This window comes from Chryseobacterium herbae, from assembly GCF_025154075.1.
GTDB classification, from domain to species: Bacteria; Bacteroidota; Bacteroidia; order Flavobacteriales; family Weeksellaceae; genus Chryseobacterium; species Chryseobacterium herbae.
Genome location: NZ_JAOAMU010000001.1, coordinates 1,134,434 through 1,147,399 on the forward strand (window position 1 = coordinate 1,134,434; position 12,966 = coordinate 1,147,399).

The 12,966-nt window shown below is 39.8% G+C and carries 10 protein-coding genes and 1 tRNA gene; 7 read left to right on the forward strand and 4 right to left on the reverse strand.

Features of this window, described 5'->3' with window-relative positions:
• Positions 1-80: 80 nt before the first annotated feature.
• Entirely contained in the window at positions 81-4,871 is a 4,791-nt protein-coding gene (locus tag N0B48_RS04895) for a translocation/assembly module TamB domain-containing protein (protein ID WP_259837147.1), read from the reverse strand.
• A gap of 4 nt (positions 4,872-4,875) precedes the next feature.
• Between N0B48_RS04895 and tsaD the strand changes: the two genes are divergently transcribed.
• Genes tsaD through N0B48_RS04910 form a run of 3 tightly spaced genes read left to right on the forward strand, consistent with a single transcriptional unit; the run spans position 4,876 to position 7,052 of the window.
• Positions 4,876-5,892: a tRNA (adenosine(37)-N6)-threonylcarbamoyltransferase complex transferase subunit TsaD gene (tsaD, locus tag N0B48_RS04900; protein WP_047455014.1), complete on the forward strand. Its 1,017-nt coding sequence runs from the start codon at positions 4,876-4,878 to the stop codon at positions 5,890-5,892.
• Positions 5,889-6,305, forward strand: a complete 417-nt coding sequence (locus N0B48_RS04905) for a hypothetical protein (protein ID WP_259837148.1) — start codon at positions 5,889-5,891, stop codon at positions 6,303-6,305. The genes tsaD and N0B48_RS04905 overlap by 4 nt, the downstream gene beginning before the upstream one ends.
• Positions 6,306-6,350: 45 nt before the next feature.
• Entirely contained in the window at positions 6,351-7,052 is a 702-nt protein-coding gene (locus N0B48_RS04910; protein ID WP_259837149.1) for an RsmE family RNA methyltransferase, read from the forward strand.
• A gap of 93 nt (positions 7,053-7,145) precedes the next feature.
• Here N0B48_RS04910 and N0B48_RS04915 read toward each other — a convergent pair whose 3' ends face one another.
• Positions 7,146-7,817, reverse strand: a complete 672-nt coding sequence (locus tag N0B48_RS04915) for a TrmH family RNA methyltransferase (RefSeq protein ID WP_259837150.1) — start codon at positions 7,815-7,817, stop codon at positions 7,146-7,148.
• A gap of 81 nt (positions 7,818-7,898) precedes the next feature.
• Here N0B48_RS04915 and N0B48_RS04920 point away from each other — a divergent pair, with 81 nt between their 5' ends.
• The 4 genes from N0B48_RS04920 (at position 7,899) to N0B48_RS04935 (ending at position 10,232) form a co-directional block, all read left to right on the forward strand.
• On the forward strand, positions 7,899-8,915 hold the full coding sequence (locus tag N0B48_RS04920) for an asparaginase (protein WP_259837151.1): 1,017 nt from the start codon (positions 7,899-7,901) through the stop codon (positions 8,913-8,915).
• 55 nt (positions 8,916-8,970) lie between these two features.
• A tRNA-Ser gene (locus tag N0B48_RS04925) sits at positions 8,971-9,057 on the forward strand.
• Between the two features lie 75 nt (positions 9,058-9,132).
• A complete protein-coding gene (locus tag N0B48_RS04930) occupies positions 9,133-9,282 on the forward strand; it encodes a hypothetical protein (protein WP_259837152.1) in 150 nt (49 codons plus the stop codon).
• A 71-nt stretch (positions 9,283-9,353) separates the two neighbouring features.
• On the forward strand, positions 9,354-10,232 hold the full coding sequence (locus N0B48_RS04935) for a DUF2490 domain-containing protein (RefSeq protein ID WP_259837154.1): 879 nt from the start codon (positions 9,354-9,356) through the stop codon (positions 10,230-10,232).
• Positions 10,233-10,371: 139 nt separating this feature from the next.
• On the opposite strand, the gene N0B48_RS04940 is transcribed toward N0B48_RS04935, so the two are convergent.
• Positions 10,372-11,067, reverse strand: coding sequence for a hypothetical protein (locus N0B48_RS04940; RefSeq protein ID WP_259837156.1), 696 nt, complete (start codon positions 11,065-11,067; stop codon positions 10,372-10,374).
• 316 nt (positions 11,068-11,383) lie between these two features.
• Positions 11,384-12,916: a M20/M25/M40 family metallo-hydrolase gene (locus N0B48_RS04945; protein WP_259837157.1), complete on the reverse strand. Its 1,533-nt coding sequence runs from the start codon at positions 12,914-12,916 to the stop codon at positions 11,384-11,386.
• Between the last annotated feature and the right edge of the window lie 50 nt (positions 12,917-12,966).

Sequence of the window (12,966 nt, forward strand, 5' to 3'; positions counted from 1 at the left end):
AAAAATTATTTAACTAAAAAAATTATATCAAACATTAACAATAATTAACACGGATGATAAAAATCATTAAAATATTCAGATTATTTAGCATTTGATTTTATAGAATCTGTTTTTATTTCCGTTTTAGGTTCTGCGGGTTTTTTATCTTTTTTCTTCTTTTTAAAGAGAGAATTGAAGCTTTTACTCCACACAACTCCCCCACCATAGGCCTGATTTGCAGATCCATTCGTACTTACCATTCCTATATTGGTAGGTTTGGAATAGCCTCTCAGGACGAGACTCCCGTCATTCTTTTTAGAAACATCATACTCAATAGACCCTTCCCCGGAAAGATAATTTGTCTGTGTTCCTTCTGTTTTTGTCAGTGGAATACCCAGTCCGGTTTTAATATTGACCCTTGGTGAAAGGGCTACACTTACCCCGGCATTAGCCCGGTCACCAGTGTTGGAATTTTGATCACCTTTTACATAATTCAGATCGATCTGGAATTCGTTACTCATGGTATTCAATACAGAACCCAGCTGTTTAAGAAGCATATTATATCCGGAAGATTCTGCGACTCCCGCCACGTCAAAATCCACTCCTCCACTATTGGAGACATTAAAGGTACTTAACAGCAATACAGAACCAAACTGGAGTACTTTCTCGCCCTCCTGGCTCATCTTGGCTGCCAATGTTTCCTTTACCTGGCTGGACACGTCAAGAGCCGTCACATTCAGGTCTATTTTCGGATTGATTAAGGATTGGGTAATATTCGCCTGAAGCAGTACACTGATCGGCTGCAGTTTTCCCATACTTAAATATTCCCCTGCATTCGATACCATTCTTACATAATTGGCTGTAATATCCAGTGCAGGCTTCATAGCATCACCATCCCACCTTATGCTACTGTTCTTTTCGATCTGGAAGGTCTTATTCAGAATCGCTTTAGAAACAAATGTTCCGTTATCTACTTTATAAGTTCCGTTCATGGCGATTCCTCCACGTCTTCCCATCTGAAACCTCAGCCTGTCAGCCGTTCCTTTTACGGTAATATTTCCTACATCATCGCCCACAAGTACGTTTACCGTTGTTCCTTTATCCACATCAAGACTGAAGTCGATATTCATATTCGCACCCGTCTTTTTCTTTTCCTCCAGCGTGATCAATCCGTCTTTTCCTTCTTTCAGGAACCTCAGCATTTTGAACTCTTCCACATTAGACGTAGAACTGGAATTAAAGGTAAAGGTACTTCCGTTCAGTGCCTTCATATTCGGGGTGGAAATACTCAGTCCGGAAACAGGTCCGTCCACGTAGAGATCTCCCTGTCCGTAAACCCTTCCCCAAAACAGGTCAAAATCTTTCTGTGAGGTATTCAGCACCAGAAGATTATCGGCTCTCATAATCAGGTTGACCCCCATGGAAGAAATCGTTTCAAACTGGATCGCCCCGGAGATCGTTCCCTTAGAATTCGTTCTTCCGTCATGTACTTCAATATTGTTAAGGATGGCAAGTCCTTTGGAAAGCGGAATCACCGTATCGTCAAATGAATAATCTACGCCTGTGAAAAGCAGTTTCAGACCGAAACCTTTCAAGGCGATATCTCCACTGTAATCCAGATTGCTCAGCTTTCCGTTGATCTTAAGGTCACCCGTCGCTTTTCCTCTTATATTTCCGAAAACAGTCTGAACGAACTGTTGGGTAAAGGCAAGGTCAAAATCCCGCATTTCCGCCGTCAGATCGATCGTAGGAGAAGCGGTATTGTTGTTTACGGTACCTGTAAGATGCAGGTTATTATTTCCGAGAACTCCGGCAGAAGTTACTTTCACATCTACATCATAAACGTTCAGTGAGAATCCATTAGTCGCAGAAATCGTAAGGTCGCCCATTTCATTTCCGTTCATCATGATATTGTCTACCGTAAGGTCTACCAATGGCTGCAGCGTGCTCTTATCCATTTTGATCTTTACACTTCCGTTCGCCAGACCTTTGATTCCCATCGGATTTCCTCCGGACTGCATTTCAAGGAGCTTTTCTACGGCAAATTCATCGATATCCGCATCTATATAAAAGTCTTTTGCAGATTTAAACTGTGCCTCTTTAATGAACAGGGCACTTTTATCTGAAAATACCCTCAGATTATGAATGTCAAAATCAGCAGTACTTTTCCTGTAGGTAATAGAATGATCCAATTCTGGGCTGGTATCTATCGCCCAGGTAACATCATTGAACTTCACTTCTGTAGGCTCAAACCTGAAAACATAATCTCCCGCTGCATTGGTAGACTGATCTACATTAATGGCGTATGCTTTAAGGCTTTCACTCAGTTCATCCTCCGGACTTCCATGTTTAAATGTTGTCGCAAGATGAAGTGCCGTATTGTTTTCATTCTTTCCTCTGAGTTCAAAATCTTTGATAATATTCTTATTGTACACCAGTTTACTGATCCTTGCATACAGCTGCTCATCAAGCTTTGCCGTATTGATTCTGACCATTACACTGTCGATCATCGCACTGTCTCTGGAAATATTATTCCGGTCATTAAGTTTATATTCAGGATTGGTGGCCGCCAACGCTTTGTCTGCTTCGGTGATCTCCTCCTTTTTGGTCATGATATACTTCAGGGAAGCTGCATCCAGATTCAGGATCAGGTCATTGGAATCTCCGTTATATTCTCCTTCTATCAAAGCACCCTGCGGAAGTTTAAGATCCGGCAGAAAATAATTCACAACACCCTGCTGAACATCAAAATTCATTTTGAAGCTCTGGCCTCTGTATAGTTTTCTCGGCGGAGGTCCTACCAGTATTCTTCCGATACCGTTTTCCATCATTCCCACAAGATCACCAAGGTTGTATTTTCCTGAGATTTTACCACTGGCTGCTCCCGGTGCATCGACCTCTATTACACGTCCACCCGCTTCCACAAAGGTTTTAATCTTTGCTTTTGGAACGATATATTTCTGTGTAGTTGTAGCAAAATGCAGATCATTAGCATCCACATCCAGGGTCAGATCATTAATGGAAGACATGGACATTTTACCTACCACCTGGCCGCTCACGATCTGACTTCCCGGTTTGTTGGTGAAATAATTCATGTTCAGATGGGTGACATCTGCATTCACATCCATCATAATCCTAGGGGTACTGAAATCAATAAGTCCCTTAATGGTAGCTTTCGCCTGCTCATCATTTATGGTGATAAGTCCGTTATATTTTTTATGGTCTAATAAACCGTCCAGATACAGATTGCTGATTTGCTTATCCATAATCTCAATGCTGCTGATCTGGGATTTGGTGGTGAGACGCATGGTATTGACGTCAAAACTCTGCCCGTTCAGATCAAATTTACCGGAGATAAGACCGACTGCTTTATTTTTGGTGATGACAGATGTATTCAGGTCTTTTACTTCCAGATATCCAGAATATTTAGGCATTGTTGTGCTGTATCCCGTCAATGAAAGTTTAGTGATTTTCGCCTGTCCTATTCCCGTCATCAGATTTCCGCTGGAAACATAAATTTGTCCGGGATCTACTTTTGCGGCTCCGTTGTATTTCAGTTTTCCAAAATCGTCCGCGAAATTCTTCATCTTTTTAGATATAAATGAAGGCATCATCGCTTTAAGGTCTTTATAGGTAAAATCTGTAGAAAGATCATTGGTTTCAATAGAGAAATTTCCTTTCAACAGCCTATCGACTCTCATGGTTTTGGTCGCAATATTGACGTCAGGATTTCTGATCAGGAAGTCTTCCAGGTGGAATTTATTCAAGGGACCGGTCATTTTACCAGCCAGATTGAAGGGTTTAAAATTATCCCAGTTCGTCACGAAGTAACTGATGTCATATCCGCTCAATTGGCTTCCCTGCTTGATATTCATATCCCAACGTACACGGTCTGCAAAATCGGACCACGAGCCGTCATGAAGATTAAATTTAATATCTCCCTGAAGCAGTGAATGATCTGTATTCAGCGTCAAGTCTTTTAAGGAAAGGAATTCATGGGTCAAAGAAAGTTCCGTAGAAAAGGTATCTACCAAGTGAGATTTCCCCCATCTTGCTGTGACGAAGGACATATTATTGATCAGCGCAGAAATATTAGGCCCGTTCACCTTTACATTAGGCGCTATTAAATTAAATTTTGTAGCCGTCAACCATTTTCCAGGTTCTCCCGGAGAGTTTTGACTAACGATCGAAACTTTTGAATCGATGATCTGGACACGTGAATTCAGCTGGAAAGGAGGTTTCTTTGGATCCCGCTTCTTTCCGCTGTCGAAAAGCTGTGTAAATCTGATAAAGTTGGAAATGCTGTCGCCTTTGTAGGTAATCACCTTTACATCGGCATTGACAAGGGTAAGAGAATTAAAGCTTAATGAATTACTGTTCCCTGAAATTGCATTATAGGCAAGAGACATCCAGTCGGAATTTGCACGGAATTCTCTTGCTTTGATGAATTCAAGGCCTTTGTAATCTTTGATTTTTAAACCTTTTATAATAACGTCTCCGAAATAATCCACTTCTACACTTTCCGTAGACATTCCGGCTTTAAAGTCTTTGTTAACGATCTGAAGTGCCTGATTGGCGGCCCACTGCTTGGTTGCCGGAAGATTAATGGCCGTAAGGATTCCTCCAACAAGAATAACTCCCAGCCAGAAAAGGATCAGGAGAAGTTTGGCCCACCAGGAGTAGCTGGTCACATCTTTTACCGCCTGTTTTCCAAATTCTTCAGCCGTTTCTACGGGATGATGAATGGCATCTGATGCCAGTTCAGATGCTTCTTTAACGGTCTCCTTCACAGCGCCTTCTACATTCTCCACAGTCTTCTGTACCTGATCACTTAGGTTCTCAGCTACAGATTTTTTATTCTCATTCTCGTTATTATTCTCTAACTTTGCCATTATTATGAGCGACTCTATAATTTTAGGTATTGAATCGTCCTGCGACGACACCTCAGCAGCTATCATCAAGGGAAACTGTATTCTGTCCAATATTGCTGCGAATCAGGCCATCCATAAAGAATATGGGGGTGTAGTCCCGGAACTGGCATCGCGAGCGCATCAGCAAAATATCATCCCCGTTGTTGAAAAATCTATTACTAAAGCAAATATACAACAAAATGCTATTTCAGCTATAGGATTTACACGCGGCCCCGGACTTTTAGGATCTCTTCTTGTAGGAACGTCATTTGCTAAGTCTTTGGCAATGAGTCTGAATGTTCCGTTGATTGAAGTTAACCATCTCCAGGCCCACATTTTAGCCCATTTTATCGAAGATGCAAATCCTATGCCGCCACAATTCCCTTTCCTGTGTCTTACGGTAAGCGGAGGGCACACCATGATCGTATTGGTGAAGGATTATTTTGATATGGAAATTATCGGAAAAACAATTGATGATGCCGCCGGAGAAGCTTTTGACAAAATCGGAAAAATTTTCGATCTGGACTATCCTGCAGGACCTATTATAGACCGACTGGCTAAGGAAGGAAATCCTGATGCTTTTACGTTTAACAAACCGAGAATGGAGAATTATGATTATTCATTCAGCGGTATAAAAACGTCTGTCCTTTATTTCATTCAGAAGGAGGTGAGAAAAAATCCTGATTTTATTAAGGAAAACCTGAATGATCTGTGTGCTTCCGTTCAGAGAACAATCGTTGAAATTCTGATGGCTAAACTTGAAAAAGCAGCTAAAGAATTAAATGTAAAAGAAGTGGCGATTGCAGGTGGAGTTTCTGCCAATTCCGCTTTAAGAAAGGCGATGGAGGATAATCATGAAAAATTAGGCTGGAATATCTACATTCCAAAATTTGAATATACAACAGACAACGCCGCGATGATTGCTATGGTGGCTCAACTGAAATATGAGCGAGGAGAATTTACGGATATGAAAACGTCCGCAACTGCAAAATATGATTTATGAAAATACTCTTAGAAGAAAAAGTACTGGGAACCCAATCTAAAAAGAACTCAAAATATTATTGGGTTTTAGAAACGATTACCGGAAAAAATGAAGTGACAGAAAAATCTGAAGACGAAGATGAAGATTATTTAATGATCAGTTCAGAAACTGGATATGTTCAAAATATAAAGGAAGAGATCGTAGAGAAAATCAATTCAGAAAATGTATTTAGTTTTACGTACGAACCCAAAGAAGGAGATTATTTATCCATCAAAAATAATTTAAGAAAAAACGAATATTTGAATTTAATTTTCATGAATAATAAGTGGCTTGAAGAAATTTACGCCTGTTCATATAGAGATTGTGAAGGTGATATTTATACCACGATAAAAACCGGTGTCGCATTTTTAAGCGATAATGAAATTGCCTTTTAACCATCACTTATACATAAAATTCAGGCGCATTCTAAATATCAATCTATGAAACTTTTTTTTGGCGAAATCGATAACGGAAAAGCAATAATTAATGACGAAGAACAGCAGCACATTGTGAAAGTTCTTCGGATGAAAGAGGGTGAAGAAATTCACGTCACAGACGGAAAAGGAAATGTTGCTTCCGGACAATTATTGATCGAAGGCAAAAAAGCGAGTCTGAATGTTTCCGAAATTAAAACAGATACTCCGGATTTCAATCCTAAACTTCATATAGCTATTGCTCCGACTAAAAATATTGACCGAATTGAGTTTTTTGTAGAAAAAGCTGTTGAAATGGGTATTTCTGAGATTACCATTTTACAAACTGAAAAAACAGAGCGTAAAAATATCAGTATAGACAAACTCAGAAAACAAGCCATTGCGGCCTCAAAACAAAGTTTGCGGTTTCATTTTCCTGTGGTTAATGATTTAATTAAACTTCCTGATTTTCTGAAAAATATTAGTCCAGAAAAGACTTTCGTGGCACACTGTCATGAAAATCTGGAAAGAATTAAGCTTAACCATATTCCTGCTTTGGAGGAGATCACTTTTTTAATTGGTCCTGAAGGAGATTTTTCTGAAAGGGAAATCCAGTTTCTATCCGACAGTCATATAAAAGCAGTCTCACTTGGAAACCAAAGGCTGAGAACTGAAACGGCGGGGGTGTTTGTAGCGGCGTGGAATTATTTTAGGATGGTGAAAGGGTAAAAATTAGATGTTAGAGATTAGAAGTTAGAGGTTAGAAATCGGGGCATATCAATAGATCAGCAAATTATCAAATCAACTCATCATCACATCAATCTACATTTCCAGATTATGATCTCTCAAATATTTTTCAAAGATCTGTTTTCCGCTTCGCATGGAGTTGATGGCCCAACGAATCTTCATTTTCATCTTTTTTTCTTCGCTTAGCTTATAATCGATGCCTGAATGTATCAGTTTCTGTTTCAGTTCGTACATACAGATTCCTGCGGCTACAGAAACATTGTAGCTTCTTGTTAAGCCATACATCGGAATAGCCAGGGTTTCGTCTGCGAAATCTATGACTTCTTCCGATACGCCTTCCATCTCGGTTCCGAATACAAGCGCAATAGGTTCTGTAATCTGATAATCAGGAAGCATCACCGCATTTTTTTCAAGAGATACCGCAAGAATTTTATAGCCTCTGTCTTTGATATTCTGCAGAGAAGCAATATTCTTAGCCATTTTCTCAACTTCTACCCAGGTTTCGGCACCTTTGGTTACGGTAAGGTTGGGATCAAAAACATTCTCCTCTTCCATAGCTATAACCTTATGAAACGCGCAGGCTTCCACAGATCTGATGATAGCCGCTGCATTTCTGAACTGGTAGACATCATCCATCACAGGAAGTACAAAATCGGAACTTTCCTTAGAGAAATGTTCTATTTTCGAGAGTCTTTCCTCTGTTAAAAACTGCTTTAAGTATTCAAAAGTTTGCGCTAAATCTTCCATTCATTTTCAAATCTTTGCAAATTAACGTAATTTTGAGCTATGAACCTGAACGAGGCTCAATTTCTTACTAAAAAGTAATTCATGAAAAGAAAAGTCCTGCTCATCTATACCGGAGGAACCATCGGTATGGAAAAAGATTATGAAACCGGAAGTCTCCGTGCATTTGATTTTGGAAATATTTTCGAAAAAATGCCCGAGATGAAATTAATGGAATGCGAGGTGTTTGTGCATCCTTTCGCAAAACCGCTGGACTCTTCGGATATGGGACCTGAGGAATGGAAGGTGATCGCCAACTATATTCTCAAGAATTATGAGCTGTATGACGGCTTTCTGGTCCTTCATGGAACCGATACCATGTCTTACACGGCTTCCGCTTTAAGTTTTATGCTGAAAGGTCTTAGGAAACCTGTCATTATGACGGGTTCACAGCTTCCGATCGGAGATCTGAGAACGGATGCCAAGGAAAATCTTCTGACCAGTCTTTATTATGCCAGTCTTTATGAAAACGATGAAGCCGTTATTCAGGAGGTTGCCGTTTATTTTGAGTATAAATTATTGAGAGGAAACAGAACCCTGAAATATTCTGCGGAGTTTTTTGATGCCTATTCAAGTCCGAATTACCCTATTTTAGGACAATCAGGTGTTCATTTAAATATTGTTAAGGACAATTTGTACCGTTGTGATCCGGAAGTGGAATTTCATGTAGACGAACATATTTCTGAAGATATTTTATTCTGGAGAATTTTTCCGGGGATGCATCTGAGTCATTTTAAAGAAATTCCTAAAATGAAGGTTTTAATTCTTCAGGTTTTCGGTTCGGGAACTATTTTCAGCAGTGAAAAAACGCAGGAAACGCTTGAGGAGATCAGAAGCAACGGAACTGAGATCGTGGTGGTAAGTCAGTGTATTTCAGGAGGTATATCTTTCGGGAAGTATGAAAACAGCAATATATTTTCAAGAATCGGAGCGATCAGCGGAAGGGATATGACCGCCGAAAGTGCCATCACCAAAGCGATGCACCTTATAGACAACCCGAATTACACAGGAACCTTTGCGGACAACTTCACCAGAAGTCTCTGTGGAGAAATTACTGACTAATTTTGAATAATAATTTGCAGATTCCAGAAATTACTCTATTTTTGCAATCTCAAATAGAGAGGTGTCCGAGTGGTTGAAGGAGCTACCCTGGAAAGGTAGTATGCGGGTAACTGTATCGAGGGTTCGAATCCCTTCCTCTCTGCAAGATTATAAAAGTCTTAAACTTAATTGTTTAAGACTTTTTTTTGTAAAAAAAAATAAAGATAAAATCAATTCCATGGATTCTAACAAAGGGAATGTATCTATAAATTTCACGCAGATTGGCCAGATCATACAGATTTTTATTTTTTATCTGCTCTATCTGTATGATCAGCGAGAGGAATTGATTGAGTCCACAATTTTTGCGCCTGATCCTTCCTATTCCTAAAACATTCCTAAATCATGTATTTAATTTGTCCTGTTTATCAACAGTATTAAAATCATTTACATCATTATTTAATGGATAAAGGACCTACATTGGCTACAGCAAATCATCATTTTATTACTGAACAGATACTCAGAATACGATTCAATAGATTTTACAGGATGCTCAGGAAAGGAAAAATTATTATTGCGATATTTTTATTAAGCTTATTTAGTTCAGTACATGCCCAGATCAGTTCGCCTGGTCTTGGAGAGGCTAATACGGCTTTCTGGTCAGCCTTCGGAGTAAGACGGCAATTAGATTCACTGGGAAAGAAACAGGCTTTAAGCTATATCGCTTTGGGAAGAAAAAGCAACCCAGATGATTATAATTTAGTCTCAAAACAGGCCATCATTGTTTTGAACCATGAGGTGTATCATTCTTTTGCACCCAATCAACAGTATAGCTATGCGGTCAGTTACCGCCGGCAGCCGAAATATGAAAGCTCTGCACCTTATGAAAAGGAAGCGACTGAGCAGGAGTTCAGAATTTATGGAAGATATGCCTATATTTTCAAATTGGGGAAAAGATGGAAACTTAAAAATACAGTCCGCCAGGAATTTCGGAAGTTTTTTGATGCTGATTTCCGTCAGGTTGAAGAAAATTTCCAATTGAGAACAAGGATTAAAAGTCAGTTGACTTATAATCTATCCCAAAAAAACAATCAAAAGCTGGCTCTAAGTGCCGAAGGTCTGTTTTCTACAAGCTACCTTAATGAGCCGGAACAGAAATGGACGCCTTTCGGATACCGGGAAATGCGTATCGGGGCTTATTATATGTTCAGTATTCCCCACTCCCCTTTCTCGGTGGATATTGGATATGTAAATGATCTGATTCGGGGAAGCAGAAGTGTGAAGAGAGGTGGCGTGCATTATTTGGCCGTGGATGTGATTTGGAATTTACCCTTCAAATAATGAGTAATGAGTAATGAGTAATGAGTAATGGGTAATGGGTAATATTAAACAAAATCCTGGCATTGCTGTCAGGATTTGTCTGGAAGACCGGTCAGGGTATTCCGTCAATATAATTTAGATATGAATGTTGGTGAAAATTTTAATTGCAAATCGTCAGAAACTGATGACTCATCTGCACTTTGAATTTGGCTTCTGATTTTAATTTAGCATAAATGGTGTACTCAAAAGCCTGTACAGATCTCAACTTTTTATCAATATATTCCGCGATCTGCACTATCGAGAAAATAAAGTCTCTGTACACCGCAATGTTTACAGTCTGCCCGAAATAAGGAAGGTAAGACTTTAAGAACGGAACCGCTGCCTGATGCCTGCTGTAATTCACACAATATCCGGTACCTTCTATTGAAGTGATGATGTCACGATCATTGATATAATCCGGAATTGTTTTGTTTCCGTCCAGAGAACTGCCGTTTTTTAACAAGTGTCTGTTGATCTTATCCAGAATATGTTGTGCATATTCCATCATCGTAATGGTTTTCCACTCGAATATATGGTTCATGCCTTTGGCTGCCTTTGGATTTTTCCCGTTTTCACAGCTTGTACAGAAAGAAATCCCGATCTTTTCATGATAAGGAAAGAAGCAGTCTTTGATTTCCATAGAAGCATCAGCCATCAGCCTGTCATCCGCAAAACTGTAATACAGATAAGGACTGTAAAGATCTGCCAGTGTCTTAAGATAATCGATTTCGCTGGCGTTGTGATATTCTTCAAACCATTTTTCAAGATTATCGTAATAATGACTTTCAAATTCTGTAAATGTTAAGTAAAACGGCATTTCCATAGCTCTGTAATTTTGATAGGACAAAGCTATAGCGGTAATGCGACAAAACTTGACGTGTTATATTTTTGTTTAGATTTCAGATTTCAGACATTAGAACTGGTGGCTTCGAGAGCCTCAGCCGCCAGATATTTGTCGTTCATTCAATATTTCCGGAAACATTATATTTCAGACTATTAAAATAAGAGGCTTAATTACTACCCCCAAGCAACAGTCAGCAACACAAAAATCCTCAAACACTCCGACACTCTAACCTCGAATCCCGAAACTCTCAAACTCTCAAACTCCGCATCGCAAATCCCGTACCCCGAAACTACTTATCATAGTTGAGCATCATGAACTCAAAGTAATGGATCATCTTCATATAGTTTTCAATGCTGATGTACTCATTGGTGCTGTGGATACTTTGCTGCTCTGAGCTGTTGATTTTGATGGGCATGAATCTATAGATATTTTTGCTTACAATCTGGTATTTGTAGGCATCGGTACCGGCCATGGTAAGGTAGGGAGTTACGATAGCACCCGGATTAATTTCTCTGACTCCGGCTTCTATTAACTGATACGCTTTTGTATTGGTAGGAGAAACTGCGGAAGCTTCTCGTGTATTGTCGATCTCTTCCACCTCAACATCGAAACCTTCTGTGGCTTTTGCGATATGATCACGGACTTCTTTTGCTGTATCGCCGGGAAGAAGCCTGAAATTCACTACAAATTCCACTTCGGGAGAAAGGACATTGGTTCCATCGCTTCCTTTCATCATGGTAAGGGCAGTTGTGGTACGTACCAAAGCATTGGTGGTATTATTTTTGGTCAGTTGAGAGAGCAGAAGTGGTTTCAGAAGCCATTGGTTGGCAATAGCAAGCCTGTTCGTAAACGGCATAACTCCTCCGATATTGTCAAAAAATTCTTTGATCAATGGAGTTATGGTAGGTTTCATCTGATGGTCTTCGAGGCGCTGCATAATGACTGCGGCCTTTCCTATCGCACTTTCCATAGGTGGCATTGAGGAATGTCCTCCAAGTCCTTTAACCTTAATTTTTGCTGATAAGAAGCCTTTTTCTGCACAGCCCACTACGGCGACATCGGAATCTATTCCTGCGACGTTTCCTTTCTGCATGATCAATCCGCCTTCATCGTAGACTGCATCGAACTTCAATCCTTTTTTCTTAAAATAGTCTGCAATCTGTACGGCTCCTTTCTGTCCTCCTACTTCTTCATCGAAACCGAAAGCCAGGTAGATATCGCGTTTCGGAATCTTTTTACTTTTAACCATCATATTCATAGATTCCATGAGGGAAAAGAGCATTCCTTTCATATCGATGGCTCCTCTTCCGTAAATCCTTCCGTTCGCAACGGTTCCTGAAAACGGTTCGAAATCCCAGTCTTCTGCAACTTTAGAAACGGGTGGCAATGGTTTATCGTCAGGTCTGAAAATATTCTGTTCTTTGTTTTTCACATCAGCATCTCCGGGAGGCACTACATCTATGTGGGAAAGGAAAAGAATCGGGTCCTGTGAAGAGTCACTTCCTTTAAGCCGGAAAACCAATGCATGGGTGTTGACCTCATTGTTTTCTGTATTTTGATAGACCAGCGGATAAGATGTTTTCAGATATTCTTTAAACTGATCAAACGGAGCATAATTGAATTCACCCAGACTTCCAGTAGAAACCGTAGGGATTTTGATACCACCTGACAAACGCAGTATTGCTGAATCATTTTTGACTGGTTTCCATGCTTCAGAGCTTCCTTCCACATTCTTTTTAAACGGATACGTATACATTTTGATTAAAAGTATGGCAACTACAATAACAAGAATGCCGAGAATGGCTAAAAGGATTTTTTTCATGGCGGTAAGATTTTGTGTGGTGATGGTCTAACAAATATAGCAAACAAAAC

Excerpts from the sequence above, each read along its gene's own strand:
- N0B48_RS04895 (WP_259837147.1), bottom strand. The coding sequence starts at position 4,871 with ATGGCAAAGTTAGAGAATAATAACGAGAATGAGAATAAAAAATCTGTA.
- tsaD (WP_047455014.1), top strand. The coding sequence starts at position 4,876 with ATGAGCGACTCTATAATTTTAGGTATTGAATCGTCCTGCGACGACACC.
- N0B48_RS04905 (WP_259837148.1), top strand. The coding sequence starts at position 5,889 with ATGAAAATACTCTTAGAAGAAAAAGTACTGGGAACCCAATCTAAAAAG.
- N0B48_RS04910 (WP_259837149.1), top strand. The coding sequence starts at position 6,351 with ATGAAACTTTTTTTTGGCGAAATCGATAACGGAAAAGCAATAATTAAT.
- N0B48_RS04915 (WP_259837150.1), bottom strand. The coding sequence starts at position 7,817 with ATGGAAGATTTAGCGCAAACTTTTGAATACTTAAAGCAGTTTTTAACA.
- N0B48_RS04920 (WP_259837151.1), top strand. The coding sequence starts at position 7,899 with ATGAAAAGAAAAGTCCTGCTCATCTATACCGGAGGAACCATCGGTATG.
- N0B48_RS04930 (WP_259837152.1), top strand. The coding sequence starts at position 9,133 with ATGGATTCTAACAAAGGGAATGTATCTATAAATTTCACGCAGATTGGC.
- N0B48_RS04935 (WP_259837154.1), top strand. The coding sequence starts at position 9,354 with ATGGATAAAGGACCTACATTGGCTACAGCAAATCATCATTTTATTACT.
- N0B48_RS04940 (WP_259837156.1), bottom strand. The coding sequence starts at position 11,067 with ATGCCGTTTTACTTAACATTTACAGAATTTGAAAGTCATTATTACGAT.
- N0B48_RS04945 (WP_259837157.1), bottom strand. The coding sequence starts at position 12,916 with ATGAAAAAAATCCTTTTAGCCATTCTCGGCATTCTTGTTATTGTAGTT.